Genomic DNA, 20,006 nt, shown 5'->3' with positions numbered 1-20,006 from the left:
CCTGCGCTGCTGTTTCGATAGCGATGAGGAAAGCGGTTTAGCGGTCCGCTGTCTGCTTCAGTTGCCGTTAGAAATTCAGGCTCTTTGCGAAAGCGTTGGTGAAGGCGATCTCGCCATGGTCGCCAACGGCTTCGCCAAGCGCGACGTCCATGCTGTCGCCGCTCACCCGCGCCAGCGCGAAGCCGCCCATATAAGCGGCCTTCGGCTTGAACAGGTCGAGCCCATCGCCGCGGTAGATCATCGCTGTCTCGTGCTGGTGGCCATGGAAGATGCCGATGACGTTGTAGCCCTTCAGCGCCGCCAGCAGCGCCTGCCGGTCCGCCTCGCTCCACCAGTGCGGCGCACCAGCGCCTTCATCGTCGAAGGTTCCTTTGGCGGCATCCCACCGTTCGATCGAGAAAACATCCCAACCATAGTGCTGAAACAGGATGACGGGGCGGCCGTCCGCTGCATAGGTCGCCAGATCCTGCTTCAGCCATGGCAGGCCGGAGACCGCGCCATGGCCGGTGTCGCCGGCGAAACGGTGCGTCTGGACGAGATGCAGGCCGCCCCAGTCCCACGAGTAGCAGTCGGTGTCGACATCGTAACTGGTCACCGGCACCGGCGGCTTGAAGAACACGCCGGCACGATGGTTGACCTCGACATAGTCCCGCATTTCGCGGCGGTACCAGTCGACGTGGTTTGGCGGGCCGTTCTGGTCGAGATCGTGGTTGCCAAGGCCGACATAGACCGGCACATGCACGCGATCGGGGCCGACGCCCTGCTGGAAACGCTGGCTGAACTGGAGCAACTGCGTGCCTTCGCTGGGCTGGATGACTTGGCCGCCGCCGTCGTCGGTCATGTCGCCGCCGACGACGAGGCCGAGCGGCGTGTCGATGCGGCTGCCGGCTGAGCGCAGGCCGGTGGCGATGCCGTTGATTTCGGCCGGCCAGTGCTTCTCGCCAATGGCGTTCAACGCGGCGACGCTGCGCAGCAAGGCGGCGTCGGTCTTGCCTTCCTGGTGGCAATTGGGGCTCAGCCCGCTGGCCATGCGGCAGGCATGGACATCGGCGACGAACAGGAAGGTGGCGTCGACAGGCGCAATGCGCTGTCTGGTCTGTCCGAGTGCCGGTCGCGCAAGGACGCCGGCCGCGGCCAACCCTGCTCCCTGCGTCAGGAAGCGGCGCCGGGAGAGTGATCCTGCCGAGATGCGATTCATGGCGTGAAATTCAGCACAGCCGGCGCCTCTTCGTCCAGTTGCCGCGAACGGTATGTCGACACGCTGCCGCAGGTCTGGCATTGCTTCAGGTCAGGACTCAACTTGCGCGGGCAAACGCTATGAAGACTATATCCATCGCAACGGCACTTACCATCCTGGCGAGCGCCGCTCATGGTGCCGAGTGCATCGACGCCAAAGCCGCCAAGGCCGGATTCATTCTCGAAAGGCCCGGCATCCACAGCGAGTTTCGACCGGCGGCGGGTGGAATGGTGTCGGTCGCCAACGAATACCAATCCCAATCGCCGCAGACGCAGTTTCTGTTCGGCGGTCTGATCGAGGTGTTTCGCGACAGCGAGACCGGTCAGCTTGCGATGATCCCGTTTTCCGATCTCAGAAAGCTGTTTCCGCTCAAGGCCGGGGCGAAAAGCACGACCGTTTTCGTCCGCCTCGCTGCAAACAAACAGCCGAAGGACACCGAGACGCTCGAGATCAACGTAAAAGGCAAGGAGACGTTCAGCCTGGGCGACTGCAAATACAACGTGCTGGCGGTCAGGCAGACGATCAAGAACGAGGCCGGCAAGACCCAGGATGAATTCACCGCGCTCTATGCGCCCGATCTGCAGGCCGTTCTGGCCAGGCGCTATGACGAGGGCACCAACGCCGAAAGCGTGGTCGGCTACGAGGTCATCAAACCGCTGCCGAATTAAGTCCCGGCAGGGCAGAGAGCCGACTGGCGGTCCGGCATCAAAAGGCTTTGTACTGCCGCAGCACCCTGCGACGTCGCTTCGCTCTTGCTGAGGAAACTCCCTGCTCCAGCGCGTTCAGGCAATCGCGCAGCACAGCAGAATCCTGCGTCGTCTTGGCCATCGACATGGCGCCGGAATAGGTGGCGACCGCGAGTGCCGCGAAACGCTGCGGATCGGTGTCCTGCTCCCTGCCCGCTTGCTGGTCGGCCCCGACCTTGGCGGCGATCGCCTGGCGCCACGCCGAAAAGATGCCGGCAAGAGCGGTGCGGAAATCCGGATCGGCAAGCGACAGCTCATGCGCCAGGTTGTTGAGCGGGCAGCCGCGCACGAAACCCTGTTGCTCCAGTTCCGCGGCCACGGCCTCGAACACGCTGCGCACGCCCTCGCGCGCCGAGCCTGCCGCCTGCACCGGCGCGATCCATGTTGCTTCGACGGCCGCGGCGACCCGCTCCTCGATCACCGCCAGGGCCAGCGCCTTCTTGTTCGGGAAGTGATGATGCAGCGCGCCGCCGGTGACGCCTGCCGCGGCCATCAGGTCGCCCAGGCTGGAAGCGTGATAGCCGCGCGCCTGAAAGGAGGCTTCGGCGACATCGAGCACGCGTTTGCGCAGGCCTTCCGGGTCGTTGGTGCGTTTGCCGGGCCGCCCCCTTGGGCGAGCGGTCATCTCTGCTGACATTTTCCAACGATAGCAGATTGACAAAACAGGACAACCGGTCTGTTTTTAAAACAGGACGAATGCCCTGTTTTGGAGATTGCGCGATGAGCCTGCCCCTGAATGCCGCGTCGAAATCCGGCCTCAACGCTTCGCCGGTCGTCGAACTCAGGCAATACACGCTGAAACCTGGGCGGCGCGACACGCTGATCGGCATCTTCGACGGTCATCTGATCGAGGGTCAGGAAGCGGCTGACATGACCATCATCGGTCAGTTTCGCGATCTCGACCGGCCCGACATGTTCATCTGGCTGCGCGGCTTCGACGGCATGGTCGCGCGGAAAAATGCACTGACCGCTTTCTATGAGGGACCCGTATGGGCCGCCTGGCGCGACGCCGCCAACGCCACGATGATTTCCTCCGACGACGTGCTGTTGCTGAAACCGGCATGGCCGGGCGCCGGCTTCGAACTGTCGGGCGCACAACGGGCGGCCTTGCCGGGTCACGAAAAGCCAAGCAGAGACAATCGCTTGTCGGATATTGTTGCTATCAAGATTCATCATCTGCGGCCCGGCGCCGAAGCCGGCTTCGCCAGCCGCTTCGAAGCCGATGCGATTCCCGTGTTGGCGGCACATGGCGCGCGGCCACTTGCTGCGTTTGTCTCCGAACATGCCGAAAACAGCTTTCCCCGCCTGCCGGTGCGATCAGGCGAAAACGTCTTCATCAGCGTCGCCGCCTTCGACAGCGCGGACGCCCACGAAAGCGTTGAAGCCGCGCTTGCCGCGGCGCCGGCCTGGCAGGCATTGCAGTCGAGCCTGGCCAGACCGACGGAAACGCTGCGCCTATCTCCAACCTCACAGTCGCTGCTTGGGCGGTGAGAGGCGCTCCTTCAACCGATTTGCATCCTTGTCGCCCGCAATCTCCGCTTGAAGCCATTTGTGCAACGCGATACGCCGGTGCCGGGTTCGACAGACCGGAGAAATATGTGAGCGCGCCAGAGACCAGAACCGAAACCGACACGTTCGGTCCCATCGAGGTCGCCGCCGATCGTTACTGGGGCGCGCAGGCGCAGCGTTCGCTGGGCAATTTCAAAATCGGCTGGGAAAAGCAGCCGGCGTCGATCGTTCGCGCGCTCGGCATCGTCAAGCAGGCGGCGGCCGAAACAAATATGGAGCTGAAGCGGCTCGACCCGGCCATCGGCAACGCGATCATCGAAGCCTCTCAGGAAGTCATCGACGGCAAGCTGAACGATCATTTCCCGCTGGTCGTCTGGCAGACCGGCTCGGGCACGCAATCCAACATGAACGCCAACGAGGTGATCTCCAACCGGGCGATCGAACTGCTGGGCGGTGTCATGGGGTCGAAGAAACCGGTGCATCCCAACGACCACGTCAATATGAGCCAGTCGTCGAACGATACCTATCCGACGGCCATGCACATCGCCTGCGCCGAGCGCATCGTGCACGATTTGTTTCCGGCGCTCAGGCATTTGCACGCCGCGCTGGAGGCCAAGACCAAAGCATTCGCCCACATCGTCAAGATCGGCCGCACCCACACGCAGGACGCGACGCCCCTCACCCTTGGCCAGGAATTCTCAGGCTATGCCGCGCAGGTCGCCTCCTCGATCAAACGCATCGAGATGACGCTGCCTGGCCTGCAGGAACTGGCGCAAGGCGGCACCGCCGTTGGCACCGGCCTCAACGCGCCGGTCGGCTTTGCCGAGAGAGTGGCGGATCGCATCGCCGCGATCACCGGCATCGCCTTCGTCACCGCGCCAAACAAGTTCGAGGCGCTGGCGGCGCACGATTCCATGGTGTTCTCGCATGGCGCCATCAACGCCTGCGCCGGCGCCCTGTTCAAGATTGCCAACGACATTCGTCTGCTCGGCTCCGGCCCGCGCTCCGGCCTTGGTGAACTGTCGCTGCCGGAAAACGAGCCGGGTTCGTCGATCATGCCGGGCAAGGTCAATCCCACCCAGTGCGAGGCGATGACCCAGGTCTGCATCCAGGTGTTCGGCAACAATGCGGCCGTGACCTTCGCCGGCAGCCAGGGCCATTTCGAGCTCAACGTCTACAACCCGCTGATGGCCTACAATTTCCTGCAGTCGGTGCAACTGCTCGCCGACGCCTCCATCTCGTTCACCGACAATTGCGTCGTCGGCATCGAGGCGCGGGAAGACAATATCAAGGCCGCCCTCGACCGTTCGCTGATGCTGGTGACAGCACTGGCGCCGACCATCGGCTACGACAACGCCGCCAAGATCGCCAAGACCGCTCACAAGAACGGCACAACCTTGCGTGAGGAAGCGCTTGCCACCGGGCTGGTCAGCGAAGCCGACTACGACCGCCTGGTTCGGCCGGAGGAGATGACGCATCCGGGATGATCTTGCGCTGATCGCAAAAACTTTACTGCGGTGAACAATCTGTAACCAGATCTGCATCTTTGGTGAACAGTCGCCCTGCTCTATGTGGGTGGGCACCACAACCCCTCCCGGAGAGAGCCCATCATGTCCACCAACACGTCCGTTGCCGGTTCCGGCACCGTTTCCAACGCCACTTCCAACGCCTCAGGCACCATCCTGCTCGGCCGTATCCTGCTTTCGGTCATCTTCGTGCTTTCCGGTTTCGGCAAGCTCACTGCGATCGCCGGCACCGCCGGTTACTTCGGCAGCATGGGTCTGCCGATGCCGACCGTGACGGCGATTGTCGTCGGTCTGCTCGAGCTGCTCGGCGGCCTCGCCATCCTCATTGGCTTTCAGACCCGGATCACCGCCTGGGTGCTGGCAATCTTCACCGTCGCCACGGGATTGGTCGCCCACACCAGCTGGGCCGATCAGATGCAGATGATCAGCTTCATGAAGAACCTGGCGATTGCCGGCGGCTTTCTCGTGCTGGCTTCCTCGGGCGCCGGCGCCTATTCGGTCGACGCCAAGCGCGGCTGAAGCAGTCCAGGAACCACTTGCAGCAAGGGGCGCGGAATTTTCCGCGTCCCTTTTTCGTTGTCGGTTTATGCCCGTCGATCAGCCGGCCGGACTTTCTGCTAGGATGAGGTGTCGGGGTGAAGCCAGCCGCCGCCGACGTCGGAGGTGACCAATGCCCCGCAATGCGCTGCTTCTGCTTTCGCGGCTGCTGCTCGCCGCCCTATTCGTTCCGTCCGGCTTTCACGCGCTTACCGACATTGCCGGCACATCGGGGTATTTTTCCGGCCTTGGCCTGCCGCTGCCGACACTCGCAGCCTGGGCGACGGGCCTGTTCGAAATGATCGCCGGACTGCTCATCCTCGTCGGCCTCAAGACGCCGATCGTGGCGCTCCTGCTTGCCGCTTTCTGCATCGCGGCAGGCTTCATCGGCCACTATGGCCAGGGCGGCGACGATCCGACGCTGACCTTCATGCATTCGCAGATGCTGATGAAGGACATCGCGCTATCGGGCGGTTTTCTGGCGCTGGCAATGGCAGGCGCCGGCGCCTACTCGATCGACGGGCGGATGCTTCGGATCGGCGCTGAAACGACTTGACCGACACAAGCTGCCGGATTGAGCCGAATACTTGACTGACCCAGATTACTTGGCTGGCATAGTGGGGCCGCCCTCGACCGCCAGCACCAGCCGGCGATTGGTGACCCTCGCCAGTTGCGCCAGTCGTCCGGCCGGCCGCTCGCCGTAAAGATCGGCCAGCGACGCCGGCAGCACCAGCGCCAGCACGCCATTGCCGCGCCTCTCCCATTTCAGCCGCGGCATGACCCCAGGCATTGCCGCCGTCAGCAGGTAAACGACGCGCATCACCGCGGCCAGCACACGGGCGCGCTCGATATAGCGCGGCGTCGCCAGCGCCTTGATTTCCGGCGCAATCGATTCGTTGAAGATGCCCTCATGACGGTAGGCGTTGGCCAGCGCCAGGAAGGCGCGGCCGGGATGGTCGACACCGATGAAGGAGGCGTGGGCAATGATGTTGAGCGATTGCTTGCCGCGATATTCGGGATGCGCGCGCCAGCCGATGTCGGCAAGCAGGCAGGCGGCCTGGCGGTAGCGCGCCTCGTCGACCGTCTCTTCGATGCCGAAGGCGGCGAAGGTCTTGCCCGTCCACTCGACAAGCTCATGCGCGTGGGTGACCGAGCGCGAACGCAGCCGGGCGAGTTCTTCCGAGGCCGAGATCAGCGGATCCGCCTTCTGCTCGGCTTTATCGAGCAGCGAATAGAGAAAGCCCTCGCGCACGCCAAGTGCCGAGACGATGATCTTGGACGGCTGCATCGCCGCCATGATCTCCTGCAGCACGATGGCGCCATAAGGCAGCAGCGAGCGGCGGTTCTTCGAGACTCCTTCGATGCCCTTTATTTTCTCGATCTCACCCTTGGCGACCTGCTTGAGGAAGGTCGCAGCGCTGTCGATGCCGATCTCGTAATGATGCATGACACTCAGCGGATAGCTGGTCATTTCCATGTACAGCCGGGCGAGGTTTCGCCAGGTGCCGCCGACCGCATAGAACGGCCTGCCCTGCCCGCCTTTCAGCAGCTTTGCCTTCGCGAGCTCGTCGCGCGCTATCTTTGCCGCCTGGGCCAGCGAGTTCTTGGCCATGTCCTGCAGGCGCAGACCGCCCAGCGGCAGCGTGATGCCGTCGCCGATTGCCTCGCCATCGACGTCGACCAGTTCGAGGCTGCCGCCGCCGAGGTCGCCGGCGATGCCGTTGGCCGGGTGGAAGCCGGAAATGACGCCAAGCGCGGAATAGTGGGCTTCCTGGCGCCCGCTCAGGACCTGGACCTCGGTCTTGAGCACATCTTCGGCGCGGTGGATGAAATCGGGGCCGTTGACCGCCTCGCGGGCGGCGGCGGTCGCCAGCACATACATATGCTCGGCGCCGGCCTGCTCGGACAGCGCACGGAAACGCCGAAACTCCTCCATCGAACGGGTCACCGCCTCGGGATCGAGCTTTCCGGTCGAGACGATGCCGCGACCGAGGCCGGCCAGCATCTTTTCGTTGAACAGCGTGGTTGGCGAGCGCGCCAGCCCCTCATAGACGACAAGCCGGATCGAGTTCGACCCGATGTCGATGATGGACAGCGGTCGGCGGTCCTGAAGCCGGCCCTGGGACGTTGAAATCATCAGCCGGTCGCTGCGGCGTTTTTCTTGCGGCGCTTGAACTGCGCGATGCGCTTGGGCGCATGCGATTTCAGCGCATCGCCGCGTCCGGAGAGGCTCGGATTGGTCATGAAATATTCCTGCGCGTTGAACGGTTCCTCGCCCTCCTCGAGCGTGGCGCGCCGGGAGGTTCCGTCAGCCAATACGTCGAAACTTTGCTGGTTGTCCATGATGTTGCCCAGCATGATCTGACCGAGGACTTGTTCATGCACCGTTGGATTGGTGATCGGCACCATGGTTTCGACGCGGCGGTCGAGATTGCGCGGCATCAAATCGGCCGATGAGATGTAGACGATCGCCCCGTCCGACGGCAGTCCATGGCCGTTGCCGAAACAATAGATTCGGCTGTGTTCGAGGAAGCGGCCGACGATCGACTTGACCCTTATGTTTTCCGACAGGCCCGGCACTTGGGGCCTCAGGCAGCAGATGCCGCGCACGACGAGATCGATCTCGACGCCGGCGCGGCTGGCGTCATAGAGCGCGTCGATGATGATCGGGTCGACCAGCGAATTCATCTTCATCCAGATGCGGGCCGGCCTGCCCTCCAGCGCATGGCCAATCTCGTCCGAAATGTGCTTGAGGATGCGCTTGCGCAGCGTGAACGGCGAGATGGCCAGCCGCATCTCCTCGGTCGGCTCGGCGTAGCCGGTGATAAAATTGAACAGCTGAGCGACATCGCGGGCGATTGTCGGAGCGGTGGTGAAGAAGGACAAGTCGGTGTAGATGCGCGCGGTGACCGGATGGTAGTTGCCGGTGCCGAGATGCACATAGTTGCGCAGCTTGCCGTCCTCGCGCCGCACCACCAGCGACATTTTCGCGTGGGTCTTCAGTTCGAGGAAGCCGAACACGACCTGAACGCCGGCGCGCTCGAGGTCGCGCGCCCAGCGGATGTTGGCTTCCTCGTCGAAACGCGCCTTGAGCTCGACCAGCGCGGTCACCGACTTGCCGGCCTCCGCCGCGTCGACCAAAGCGCGCACGATCGGGCTGTCGTTCGAGGTGCGATAGAGCGTCTGCTTGATCGCCACCACTTCCGGATCGGCCATCGCCTGGCGCAGGAACTGCACCACCACGTCGAAGGATTCGTAGGGGTGATGAACGATGATGTCCTTCTCGCGGATGGCGGCGAAACAGTCGCCGCCGTGCTCGCGGATGCGTTCGGGAAAGCGCGGATTGTAAGGCTTGAATTTGAGATCGTCGCGGGCGATGGCGACGATCTCGGAAATCTGGCTGAGCGCCAGCGGACCGGTGAGCACGCTGATCCGGCTCGACGAGACGCCAAGCTCGCCGGCGACGAACTCGCGCAGTTCGGCCGGCATCAGCTTGTCGAATTCGATGCGGATGACCGAGCCGCGACGACGCCGTTTCAGCGCCGTCTCGAACAGGCGCACGAGATCCTCGGACTCCTCCTCGACCTCGATGTCACTGTCGCGGATGATGCGGAACGTACCGGAGCCCTTGACCTCGTAGCCGGGGAACAGCTTGCCGATATAGAGGCCGACCGCTTCTTCCAGCGGAATGAAGCGGACATGATGCTTGCGGTCAGGCAAGCGGATGAAGCGCTTCAGCGCCACCGGCAGACGCAACAGCGCGCTCATCTCCTCGCCATTCCTGCGTTGGCGCAGCTGCAGCGCCATCGAGAAGCCGAGATTGGGAATGAACGGGAACGGATGCGCCGGGTCGATCGACAGCGGTGTGAGCACCGGAAACACCTGCTCCTGGAAATGATCCTCGAGCCAGGTCTTCTCGTCCTTGGTCAGCCCATCGCGGCTGATGCTCTCGATGCCTTCCTTGTCGAGCAGCAGTATCAGAGCGGATAGGCTGTTCTGCTGGTCCTCCTGCAGGCGCTCGACCTCGCGCAGCAATTGTTCCAGCTGTTGTTCGGGGGTGCGGCCGTCCGCGCTCTTCAGCGTGATGCCTTCGCGAACCTGGCCGGCGAGACCGGCGACACGGACCATGAAGAACTCGTCGAGATTGGCGGCCGAAATCGACAGGAAGCGGACCCGCTCGAGCAGCGGATGGTTGGCGTTCAGCGATTCTTCGAGGACGCGGCGGTTGAATTGCAGCCAGGAAAACTCGCGGTTGACGAAGCGGTCCGGATTGCCGCCCTCTGGGCTCGCCACCTCGACAGTGGTGAATTCGCTCTGCACCGGCTTTAGTTCGTTCATGGTTCCTGCTCGTTTCGCACCCGCTGGCCACAGCGTCGCGCGTCGTTGTGGACGCGCAAAAGGACGCTCCCACCACTTAAGCTACGCATGATCCCCAGCAAAACCGAATTCGGTTTCGGGGCCATGCCTTAACCGGCTTAGCTTATCCTGTGACAGGCTTTTACGACAGTTTGATTTCATCGATCTTGCAAAGAGACTGCTTATGATCCAGATGCAATCCAGGTACAGCGCGGCGCGTCCTTTGGACGCGCAAAGGACGCGGTGGAATTATGATTTTGCACATGATCCGGGGTCATGCGGCAAATATAGGAGACGACGATGGCAGGCGATTCCATTCCCCATTTCCAGAACGATGCGGGCTATCCGGCAATCGACATCGGCGTCAAGGAATTCATGTGCACCGGCGCTAACCCGCCCTTCGACCATCCGCATGTGTTTCTCGACATGGGCGACGACAATGAAAAGGTCTGCCCCTATTGCTCCACGCTTTTTCGCTATTCGCCAAAGCTGAAGACGACGGAAACACAGCCTGCCGGATGCCTCTATATCCACCAGGCCGCCTGACGCGCACGCCATCCGATGGACGACACCCGGTCCCGGCAGGTCGTTATCGCCGGAGCCGGCGTCGCCGGACTGACCGCGGCACTGGCGTTTTCCGAGCGCGGCTATCTGGTGCGGCTGTTCGAACAGGCGCCGCGCCTCGAAGCGGCCGGTGCCGGCATCCAGCTCTCACCCAACGCGACGCGCATCCTTCGCCAGTTCGGCGTGCTCGACCGGCTGTTGCCGGCGGCGGTGCGGCCGGAGGCGGTCGTGCTCAAGGACGCCGCCACGCTGCGTGAGCTGGCGTGGGTGCCGCTTGGCGAAGCGGCCGAAAGGCGCTGGCAGGCGCCTTATCTCGTCGCTCATCGGGCTGACCTGCAAGATGCACTGATGGCGCGCCTTGCCGAACGGCCGGACATCAGTCTCGTCACCGGCGCGCGCGTCGGCGGCATCGCCACAGGACCGCGCCATGCCACGGCAACAGTCGAGATTGCCGGCAAGACAGTCGAAGCCGGCGGCTTTCTGCTGATCGGCGCCGACGGCGTCTGGTCGGCGATCCGGGCTTTTGGCGGGTTTGCGGCCAAAAGCCGGTTTTCGGGCGAGCTTGCCTGGCGCGCTACGATCAGTGCAGACAGTGTCGCAGGAGAAGCCCTTGCGGCGGTCGACGCCGCCAATTGCGTGACCACCTTCCTGCATCCCGGCTTCCACCTCGTCGCCTATCCGGTCAGCAACGGCACGGCGTTCAACCTGGCTGCCTTCACCAGGGGCGAGATCATCGCCGAGCGCTGGTCGGGCCACGCCGACCCCAATATCCTCCTCGGCGCCATGCGTGGCACGGCGGCAGCACTGGCCCGGCTTGCCGAGGACGCCGGCCCGTGGACCGCGTGGCCGATCCATACGGTCGACCAGGCACAGCCATGGACGACGCCCGCCGGCATCGCGCTGATCGGTGATGCGGCGCATGCAATGACGCCGTTCGCGGCGCAGGGGGCGGCGATGGCGATCGAGGATGCCGCAACCCTTGCCGGCTTTGTGGCTGCCGCGCCCGCCGATCCGTGGGGCGCGCTTGCCGCCTGGGAGAAGATGCGCCGCCCGCGCATCGCCAAGGTCTCCCGCCGCGGGGCGGTCAACCGGCTCGCCTGGCATGCAGCGGGGCCGGTGGCCGTCGCGCGCAACCTGTTCCTGAAGTGGCGCTCGCCGGAAAAGCTCGCGGCCGATCTCGACTGGCTCTATGGCTGGCGGCCGCCGGATGGCGATCGGCAATGAAAGCTCGACCGGTTGGCGGGACAGCGCCCCCCTCTGTCCTGCCCTCTTTGCCAAAAACTTGGCATCTCCCCACTTGGGGGGAGATCGGCCGTCACCTCGGCTTTCGCCAATCTCCAACGTTGCAGGATGAAGCGCGGCGCCGAAACTGAATATCTCCCTCATTGTGCCTCCTTGTGGGGGAGATGTCCGGCAGGACAGAGGGGGCGCGCCGGAATGAGGCGCTGATTACCCGGAGCATCAATTATAAATCCGCATCGACAGGTCGAGTGAGGCCGGCAGCGGATTCCACCAGCCTGTCCGCAGGCCGGCGATACGCAGAGCCGCCGCTGTCCAGGTGTTGCAGCCAACCAGCGCATTGAAATGGCCGTTGGCTTCGTAGAAGCGGTCGAACCTGGAATAAGCGGCATTCTCGATCAGGATCGGACCGTTCGGCCCTTGCTGGAAACTCGCCGCGATGAAGTCGAGCAGCGCTGCAAAACGCTGCTCGCTGATATCGAAGCCGGCGACGTCGGGGTGCGGCTCGATAATGTTGCCGGCGACATCGACATGCATCACCGATGCGTCCAATGTCAGCGCCTTCATCACCGGCGCCGCCTTCAGTTCCGACCAGGTCGGCGTCTCCAGATAGAAGGCGCGGCCTCCCCAGCCGAAGACGATGTAGCGGACCCCAGCCATGTCGGCCGGAATGCCGCCACCGACCAGGAAATGGAAGCGCTTGCGCACGTCGTCATCGACCGGGATGGCGATATCTGTATGGATCGGATTTTTCAGCACCAGGACGTGCCTGGTGGCGGCGGGATCGGCGGCGGCCGCCGGCAAGAGCGGCCGTGGAATGAATGTGCCCAGAACCACGGCAAGCACGATTGCCACCACCAGAATGGCGAGAAAACGCCCAAGCTTTTTCACGAGGGACGGCTTTTTCATGAGGGACGGCCTCGCAATCGGGGCGCAATCGCCTGCTGACGGCTCAGACGCAAAAGAGCCCGGCAGGGTTTCGGCCGGGCTCTTTTGATTCGCGTGAGAGCAATCAGTGCAGGATTTGCGACAGGAACAGTTTTGTGCGCTCGTGGCGCGGATTGTCGAAGAACTCGGCTGGCGTGTTCTGCTCGACGATCTGGCCCTGGTCCATGAAGATCACCCGGTTGGCGACCTTGCGTGCAAAGCCCATCTCGTGGGTGACGCAGAGCATGGTCATGCCCTCTTCGGCGAGGCCAACCATCGTCTCCAGCACTTCCTTGATCATTTCGGGATCGAGCGCCGAGGTCGGCTCGTCGAACAGCATGATGCGCGGATTCATGCACAACGAGCGGGCGATGGCGACGCGCTGCTGCTGGCCGCCGGAAAGCTGACCGGGATATTTGTTGGCCTGTTCCGGAATCTTGACACGCGTGAGGAAGTGCATGGCGATTTCCTCGGCCTGCTTCTTCGGCGTCTTGCGCACCCAGATCGGCGCCAGCGTGCAGTTTTCCAGGATGGTCAAATGCGGGAACAGGTTGAAGTGCTGGAACACCATGCCGACCTCGCGGCGCACCTCGTCGATCTTCTTGAGATCGTTGGTCAATTCCTTGCCGTCGACGATGATCTTGCCCTTCTGGTGCTCTTCCAGCCGGTTGATGCAGCGGATCATCGTCGATTTGCCCGAGCCCGAAGGGCCGCAAATGACGATGCGCTCGCCGCGCATCACCTTCAGGTTGATGTCCTTCAGCACATGGAATTCGCCGTACCATTTGTGCATGGCGATGATGTCGATGGCGACATCGGTGGTGGAAACCTGCATCTTGGCGGCATTGACCTTGATCTCTTCCGCGCTGACTGCATTTTCTATTGTCATGGAAGGTTCCCTTTTTTGTTCTTAGCGCTTGTGGCCGGTGTCGAGCCGGCGTTCCGTGAACATCGAATAGCGCGACATGCCGAAACAGAACAGCCAGAAGACAAAGGCAGCAAACACCAGGCCGGACCTGGCCGTTTGCGGCGTTGCCCAGTTGGGGTCGTTAAAATTCTGCTTGACGACGCCGAGCAGGTCGAACATCGAGATGATCGAAACCAGGCTGGTGTCCTTGAACATGCCAATGAAGGTATTGACGATGCCGGGAATGACCAGCTTCAGCGCCTGCGGCAGCACGATCAGGCCCATTTTCTGCCAGTAACCGAGGCCGAGCGAATCCGCACCCTCATACTGGCCCTTGGGGATCGCCTGCAGGCCGCCCCGCACCACTTCGGCCATATAGGCAGCGGCAAACAGCGAAACACCGATCAGCGCGCGCAGGAACTTGTCGAAGCTGACGCCGGCCGGCAGGAACAGCGGCAGCATGACGCTGGCCATGAACAGCACGGTGATCAGCGGGATGCCGCGCACCGTCTCGATGAAGATGACGCACAGCATCTTGACGATCGGCATCTTCGAGCGCCGGCCGAGCGCCAGCACGATGCCGAGCGGCAGCGACACGGCAATACCGACGAAGGACAAGGTGAGCGTCACCAGCAGCCCTCCCCATAGCGGGGTTTCGACATGCGGCAGGCCGAACACGCCACCAACCAGCAGGATGAAGGCAAAGATCGGCAGCGCCCCGAAGAACAAGATGGCGTTCAGCCCCTTGCGCGGCACCTTCGGGATGAGCAGCGGCACCAGAAGCGCCACGAACAGGATGGCGACCAGGATCGGCCGCCAGCGCTCATCGATCGGATAGCGGCCGAACATGAACTGGCCGAACTTGGCGTTGACGAAGGCCCAACAGGCGCCGGACCAGCCGTCCGGCTGGACGCCGCCCTGTGCCGCCGTGGCGCAAAAGGTACGGTCCGCGCCGGTCCATTGGGCGTTGATGAAGGCCCAGCTGATCAGTTGCGGCAGGATCATCGCGACCAGCACGATGCCGATGATGGTCAGGATCGTGTCACCGGTCGACGCAATCAGGTTCTTGCGTATCCAGGCGCCCAGGCCGCGCTCGCTTGCAGGCGCCGACTGTGCCAGCGCCATTTCGACGCGGACGAAGGAAAGATCGTGCTCCTGCATGTCGCTACCTCTCCACCAGCGCCATTCTGGCGTTGACCACGTTCATGACCGCCGACGTCAACAGGCTGAGTGCGAGATAGACCACCATCATGATCAGCACGCACTCGATAGCCTGACCGGTCTGGTTCAGCACCGTGCCGGTCGTCGCCGTCAGATCCGGGTAGCCGATGGCGATGGCCAGGGACGAGTTCTTGGTCAGGTTCAGATATTGGCTGGTCAGCGGCGGAATGACGATCCGCATAGCTTGCGGAATGACGACAAGCCGCAGGATCGATCCCGGCCGCAGCCCGAGCGCACCAGCTGCCTCGGTCTGACCCTTATTGACGCCCATGATGCCGGCCCGCACGATTTCGGCGATGAAGGCCGCCGTATAGAAGGACAGCGCCAGGTAGAGCGACAGGAACTCCGGTTTGACCTGAAAGCCGCCAGTCAGGTTGAAGGTCGATTGCTTTGGATAATCGAAGCTCAGCGGGAAGCCGCTGAGCGCGTAGGCCAGCAACGGCAAGCCGATGATCAAAGCCGCCGATGTCCAGAACACAGGGAATTGCTGGCCGGTCGCCATCTGCCGCTGACGCGCCTTGCGGGCGACGAACCACGCCATGGCGATGCCGAGAAGCAAAGCAACCAGGATCAGCCAGGAGCCTTCGCCCCACACGGCGCGTGGAAAATAAAAACCGCGTTGGTTGAGAAAGGAGCTGAACGGCAAATTGATGCTTTCGCGCGGCGGCGGCAGCACCGAAAGCACGCCGGAATACCAGAAGAAGATGACCAGCAACGGCGGGATGTTGCGAAAGACCTCGACATAGACCATGCAGATCTTGCGGATCAGCCAGTTGTGCGAAAGCCGGCCGACGCCGAGGATAAAGCCGATGATGGTGGCGGTGACGATGCCGGCGGCGGCAACGATGAGGGTGTTGATAAAGCCGACCACGATGGCGCGGCCATAGGTCGAATCCGACGAATAGGCGATGGCGCTGTCACTGATGTCGAAGCCGGCGCGACCCCTGAGGAAGCCGAAGCCTGACGCAATGCGCAGGCGCGTCAGATTGTCGATGGTGTTTTGGACGATCCACCAGACCAACGCAACCAGCACGATGACGACCACCGCCTGGAAGACTATGCCGCGGACCTTTGGATCATTGATGAAGGAGCCGCGGCTTGGCTCCTCGCGAAGAATTTCCTGCGATGCCATTCGACCATCCCCTGGAAAGAGAAACCGGGAGGCAGACGATCTGCCTCCCGGATCACATTTCGATCAGCGGATCGGCGGAGAGTATTGCAGACCGCCCTTGGTCCACAGCGCGTTGATGCCGCGCGCGATCTTCAGCGGGCTGCCCGACCCGACATTGCGTTCGAACATTTCGCCGTAATTGCCGACGGTCTTGACGATGTTGACGACCCAGTCGTTGGAGACACCGAGATCGGTGCCGATCTTGGTATCGGCCTCCTGGCCGAGCACGCGCTTGATCTCGGGATTGTCCGAGGCCTTCATTTCCTCGACATTGGCCTTGGTGATGCCGAGTTCCTCTGCCTGCAGCAGCGCAAAATAGGTCCACTTGACGATGTGGTACCACTGGTCGTCGCCCTGGCGCACGGCCGGTCCGAGCGGCTCCTTGGAGATGATCTCAGGCAGCACGACGTGGTCGGCGGGCGCGCCCAGCGTCAGCCGGATGCCGTAGAGACCTGATTGGTCGGTGGTGTAGACATCGCAACGGCCGGCGTCATAGGCCGCGTCGACCTCTGACAGCTGTTCGAATACGACCGGGCTGTACTCCATCTTGTTCGTCTTGAAGTAGTCGGCGAGGTTGAGTTCGGTCGTGGTGCCGCTCTGCACGCAGACCGCCGCGCCCGAAAGCTGCAGCGCGGAATTCACCCCCGGCAGCTTCTTGGCGTTGATCATGAAGCCCTGTCCGTCATAATAGGTGACACCGACGAAGTTCAGACCAAGCGCAGTATCGCGGTTGATGGTCCAGGTGGTGTTGCGCGACAGAACGTCGATCTCGCCTGACTGCAGTGCGGTGAAGCGTTCCTTGGCACTGAGCGGCGTGAACTTGACCTTGGTGCCATCGCCGAACACGGCGGCCGCGACAGCGCGGCAGAAGTCCGCATCGATGCCTTGCCAGTCGCCCTTGTCGTCCGGCGCCGAGAAGCCGGCCAGACCGGTCGACACGCCGCATTGGATGAAGCCCTTGGCCTTGACGTCGTCGAGCGTGGCCGCCGACGCGGCCGAAGCCACCAATCCAAGCGCGGCGGCGCCCAGAATGCCGATTGCAATGTGTTTCATAACCCACAGACCCTTTTCTGTTTTTTTCAGGCGAACCTGACTTTTTTTTCCGTGTGAACGCAGCTTCCCGTTCCGGCCCATTACCGGAACCCGCATCGCAACCGACGCGCTGCCTCCCATTCACGAACTGCATCGAAGGCGATTATCACAGTGAGGTCAAGGAAAATGACCGAAACCCAAAGAGTTTCAAACCATTTGCCGCAAATGCCTGAATTGCAGACAAACGCGCCCGAAAATTAGCCAGCAACTGCGAGGTCCGGCCAACGCGAATCGGAGTTGGCTTCTAAAATCCGTCTTCGGGGAGGCAGCGCCGCGCCGGAAAGCCATCGGAGCGATTGGCACAACCAGTCCGCCGGCTGGCGGTTGGCGAACGGTTGCGCGGCCAATGCCGCCGCACTATGGCTAGCGCTTCATCAGAGGCGAAGCGCAATGGCAAAAGACGGCAATGAAATGGGCATCAACACGCGGCTTGCCCACTCGGGCAACAATCCGCATGACTATTTCGGCTTCATCAACCCGCCGGTCGTGCATGCCTCGACCGTGCTCTTTCCCAACGCGGCGACTATGGCGGCACGCGGCCAGAAATACACCTACGGCACGCGCGGCACGCCGACCACCGACGCGCTTGCCAGCGCCATCGACGGACTGGAAGGCTCGGCCGGTACGATTGTGGTGCCCTCCGGCCTGGTGGCGGTGACAGTGCCGCTGCTCGCCTTCCTGTCGGCGGGCGACCATGTCCTGATTGTCGATTCCGTCTATCACCCAACCCGCAATTTCGCCGACACGATGCTGAAACGGCTGGGCGTCGAGGTCGAGTACTACGATCCGCATGTCGGTGCCGGCATATCGGCGCTGATCAGGCGCAACACCAGGGTCGTGTTCACCGAATCGCCGGCCTCCAACACTTTCGAGGTGCAGGACATACCGGCCATTTCCAGCGCGGCACACGCCGCAGGTGCGATCGTGATGATGGACAACACCTGGGCGACGCCGCTCTACTTCCGCCCGCTCGACCACGGCGTCGACATCTCGATCCATGCGGCGACGAAATATCCGGCCGGCCATTCCGACGTGCTGCTCGGCACGGCGTCGGCCAACAAGGCCTGCTGGAAACAGCTTTGCGAGACATTTTACACGATGGGCTGCTGCGCCGGGCCGGACGATGTCTATCAGGTGCTGCGCGGCCTGCGCACCATGGGTGTGCGCCTCGACCACCATCAGCGCAGCGCCCTGGCCATCGCCGGCTGGCTGGAAAGCCAGCCGGGCGTGGCGCGTGTGCTGCATCCAGCGCTTGCCAGCCACCCCGATCACGATCTCTGGAAACGGGACTTCTGCGGCTCGAGCGGCATTTTTTCGATCGTGCTCAAGGGCGGCGGCCAGAAACAGCAGCATGCCTTCCTCGACGCGCTCAGGATATTCGGCCTCGGCTATTCCTGGGGCGGTTATGAGAGCCTTGCTGTGCCGGTCTTGCTCGGCGACCGCGTCGTCGCCAAGGGTCCTTATGATGGCCCGCTCATCCGCCTGCAGATCGGGCTTGAGGATGTCGAGGATTTGAAGGCCGATCTGGCGCGCGGCCTCACTGCGGCGGCGGGTTGAGCTACGGTAGCGAGCCTCCAAAACCGATTCAGAAAACGCGCTCAACCTCTTGAAAAGACTAGCCGGATCACGCTGTGTAGCTGCTCCGGCTGGCGGCCGGACCTCGCCTGATCTACCCGCGTCGCGCAACAATATTTCCCAAATCCGCTATTTCTCGGATTGGTTTGGCTTTCGAATTCAGCAGTCTGGCGTCATTGCAAGACGTTTCAAAGTTCAACACTCCTCGGGGATCACCCCAGAGTGGGATAAACCCCAGAGCACCCATGGCCTTTCGTCTTTTTTCTCCCATACTGGCCGGCGCGACACTGCGCGAGCGCATGATCGCCTGTTTCGGTGCGACGATCGGCATTGCGCTGACCGGCGCGATCGGTGGCCTCGTGCTCGGCAGCGGCCCGCATGTGCCGCTGCTCGTGGCGCCGATGGGTGCCTCGGCCGTGCTTTTGTTCGCAGTGCCGGCGAGCCCGTTGGCGCAACCCTGGTCGATCATCGGCGGCAACACCATATCGGCGCTCGTCGGCGTGATTGTGGCGCGTTTCATACATGAGCCCGTCCTTGTGGTGGGCATTGCGGTATCGTTGGCCATCGCCGCAATGTCGTTCACACGCTGCCTGCATCCACCAGGCGGCGCGGCGGCTCTGACCGCGGTGTTCGGCGGCCCGGCCGTCATCGACGCCGGCTTCCTGTTTCCGTTCGTGCCGGTGGCATTGAACTCGATCGTGCTGGTGGCGCTCGGATACGGTTTTCACAAGCTGACGCGACGGACCTACCCGTATGGTACCACCGCTGCGTCAAAGAACAGCCACGGCACCATCGATCCACCGGCGCAGGAGCGTATCGGCTTCCGGCCCGAGGACATCGATGCTGCGCTCGGCGCTTTGGAGGAGACGTTCGACATCGACCGCAACGATCTCGAACGGCTACTGCGGCAGGTGGAGTTACAGGCGATGGTGCGCACGCACCGGACCTTGCTGTGCGAGGATATCATGTCGCGCGACGTGATTGCCGTGGACGAGCATGCTGATGCCGACGAGGCGCGTCATCTGCTGCTCGATCACAATATCCGGATGCTGCCGGTCGTCGACGCGGAGGCCAAGCTTATCGGCGCCGTCGGACTGCGCGAACTGGCGCGGGCGGCGCAAGCGGTGAAAAGCGTGACAAAGGCCGTGGCGACTGCCTCGGCGAGCGCGCCGGCCATGGGCCTCCTGCCGGTGCTTACCGACGGCCGCAGCCACGCCGTCGTCATCGTAGACGACAACCAGCACATCCTCGGCCTCCTCACGCAGACCGATCTGCTGGCCGCAACGGCACGCGCGCAAGCTGGCGACAAGGCGTTGGCGGAAGCGGCAGCGTAAGCGGTGCCGGCCGCCGGGAAAAATGTTCGGGAACCTTTTCGCGGTTAGCCCGTCCAATGTTTCGA

The 20,006-nt window shown here is 62.9% G+C and carries 18 protein-coding genes; 9 read left to right on the top strand and 9 right to left on the bottom strand.

Going from position 1 to position 20,006, the window contains the following annotated elements; translation table 11 throughout:
• Positions 1-67: 67 nt before the first annotated feature.
• Positions 68-1,198 carry a metallophosphoesterase gene (locus tag AC0L28_RS11750; protein WP_473477492.1) on the bottom strand — a complete coding sequence of 377 codons (1,131 nt, stop codon included), beginning with the start codon at positions 1,196-1,198 and terminating at the stop codon, positions 68-70.
• Positions 1,199-1,317: 119 nt separating this feature from the next.
• Between AC0L28_RS11750 and AC0L28_RS11745 the strand changes: the two genes are divergently transcribed.
• Positions 1,318-1,905: a hypothetical protein gene (locus tag AC0L28_RS11745; RefSeq protein WP_128248407.1), complete on the top strand. Its 588-nt coding sequence runs from the start codon at positions 1,318-1,320 to the stop codon at positions 1,903-1,905.
• 37 nt (positions 1,906-1,942) lie between these two features.
• Here the strand turns inward: AC0L28_RS11745 and AC0L28_RS11740 are convergent, their stop codons facing one another.
• Positions 1,943-2,608 (bottom strand): TetR/AcrR family transcriptional regulator, encoded by a 666-nt coding sequence (locus AC0L28_RS11740; RefSeq protein ID WP_473477490.1) that lies wholly within the window; start codon positions 2,606-2,608, stop codon positions 1,943-1,945.
• A gap of 95 nt (positions 2,609-2,703) precedes the next feature.
• On the opposite strand from AC0L28_RS11740, the gene AC0L28_RS11735 reads away from it, so the two are divergent.
• The 4 genes from AC0L28_RS11735 to AC0L28_RS11720 all read left to right on the top strand — a co-directional run bounded on the left by AC0L28_RS11735 (position 2,704) and on the right by AC0L28_RS11720 (position 6,111).
• Positions 2,704-3,474, top strand: a complete 771-nt coding sequence (locus tag AC0L28_RS11735; RefSeq protein ID WP_473477487.1) for an NIPSNAP family protein — start codon at positions 2,704-2,706, stop codon at positions 3,472-3,474.
• A gap of 107 nt (positions 3,475-3,581) precedes the next feature.
• Positions 3,582-4,979, top strand: a complete 1,398-nt coding sequence (fumC, locus tag AC0L28_RS11730; RefSeq protein WP_473477485.1) for a class II fumarate hydratase — start codon at positions 3,582-3,584, stop codon at positions 4,977-4,979.
• A 123-nt stretch (positions 4,980-5,102) separates the two neighbouring features.
• A complete protein-coding gene (locus AC0L28_RS11725; protein WP_473477483.1) occupies positions 5,103-5,537 on the top strand; it encodes a DoxX family protein in 435 nt (144 codons plus the stop codon).
• 151 nt (positions 5,538-5,688) lie between these two features.
• Entirely contained in the window at positions 5,689-6,111 is a 423-nt protein-coding gene (locus AC0L28_RS11720) for a DoxX family protein (RefSeq protein WP_128169204.1), read from the top strand.
• A gap of 45 nt (positions 6,112-6,156) precedes the next feature.
• Here AC0L28_RS11720 and ppx read toward each other — a convergent pair whose 3' ends face one another.
• Both ppx and AC0L28_RS11710 read right to left on the bottom strand, forming a co-directional pair.
• Complete coding sequence (ppx, locus tag AC0L28_RS11715) at positions 6,157-7,692, bottom strand: exopolyphosphatase (RefSeq protein ID WP_419696646.1); 1,536 nt, start codon at positions 7,690-7,692, stop codon at positions 6,157-6,159.
• Positions 7,692-9,893, bottom strand: a complete 2,202-nt coding sequence (locus tag AC0L28_RS11710; protein WP_128172779.1) for an RNA degradosome polyphosphate kinase — start codon at positions 9,891-9,893, stop codon at positions 7,692-7,694. The genes ppx and AC0L28_RS11710 overlap by 1 nt, the downstream gene beginning before the upstream one ends.
• Positions 9,894-10,211: 318 nt before the next feature.
• On the opposite strand from AC0L28_RS11710, the gene AC0L28_RS11705 reads away from it, so the two are divergent.
• Together AC0L28_RS11705 and AC0L28_RS11700 are read left to right on the top strand one after the other, a co-directional pair.
• On the top strand, positions 10,212-10,457 hold the full coding sequence (locus tag AC0L28_RS11705) for a zinc-finger domain-containing protein (protein ID WP_473477480.1): 246 nt from the start codon (positions 10,212-10,214) through the stop codon (positions 10,455-10,457).
• Positions 10,458-10,472: 15 nt separating this feature from the next.
• A complete protein-coding gene (locus AC0L28_RS11700) occupies positions 10,473-11,699 on the top strand; it encodes an FAD-dependent monooxygenase (RefSeq protein WP_473477477.1) in 1,227 nt (408 codons plus the stop codon).
• 237 nt (positions 11,700-11,936) lie between these two features.
• Here AC0L28_RS11700 and AC0L28_RS11695 read toward each other — a convergent pair whose 3' ends face one another.
• The 5 genes from AC0L28_RS11695 to AC0L28_RS11675 form a co-directional block, all read right to left on the bottom strand.
• Positions 11,937-12,623: a TIGR02117 family protein gene (locus tag AC0L28_RS11695; protein ID WP_198032847.1), complete on the bottom strand. Its 687-nt coding sequence runs from the start codon at positions 12,621-12,623 to the stop codon at positions 11,937-11,939.
• A 103-nt stretch (positions 12,624-12,726) separates the two neighbouring features.
• Positions 12,727-13,530 carry an amino acid ABC transporter ATP-binding protein gene (locus tag AC0L28_RS11690; protein WP_023800620.1) on the bottom strand — a complete coding sequence of 268 codons (804 nt, stop codon included), beginning with the start codon at positions 13,528-13,530 and terminating at the stop codon, positions 12,727-12,729.
• 21 nt (positions 13,531-13,551) lie between these two features.
• The gene (locus AC0L28_RS11685) at positions 13,552-14,709 is read right to left on the bottom strand and encodes an amino acid ABC transporter permease (protein WP_027155356.1); all 1,158 of its coding nucleotides are present in this window, start codon (positions 14,707-14,709) and stop codon (positions 13,552-13,554) included.
• A 4-nt stretch (positions 14,710-14,713) separates the two neighbouring features.
• The gene (locus tag AC0L28_RS11680; RefSeq protein ID WP_023800622.1) at positions 14,714-15,901 is read right to left on the bottom strand and encodes an amino acid ABC transporter permease; all 1,188 of its coding nucleotides are present in this window, start codon (positions 15,899-15,901) and stop codon (positions 14,714-14,716) included.
• Positions 15,902-15,964: 63 nt separating this feature from the next.
• A complete protein-coding gene (locus AC0L28_RS11675) occupies positions 15,965-16,993 on the bottom strand; it encodes an amino acid ABC transporter substrate-binding protein (protein WP_023800623.1) in 1,029 nt (342 codons plus the stop codon).
• 429 nt (positions 16,994-17,422) lie between these two features.
• Here AC0L28_RS11675 and AC0L28_RS11670 point away from each other — a divergent pair, with 429 nt between their 5' ends.
• Positions 17,423-18,589, top strand: a complete 1,167-nt coding sequence (locus AC0L28_RS11670) for a cystathionine beta-lyase (RefSeq protein ID WP_473477472.1) — start codon at positions 17,423-17,425, stop codon at positions 18,587-18,589.
• Between the two features lie 263 nt (positions 18,590-18,852).
• Positions 18,853-19,941, top strand: coding sequence for an HPP family protein (locus AC0L28_RS11665; RefSeq protein WP_473477470.1), 1,089 nt, complete (start codon positions 18,853-18,855; stop codon positions 19,939-19,941).
• The last annotated feature ends 65 nt before the right edge of the window (positions 19,942-20,006 follow it).

It is taken from the genome of Mesorhizobium sp. WSM4847, from assembly GCF_055811335.1.
The sequence above is the reverse complement of the archived record's forward strand: the minus strand, read 5'-3'. Positions and strand labels throughout refer to the sequence as shown.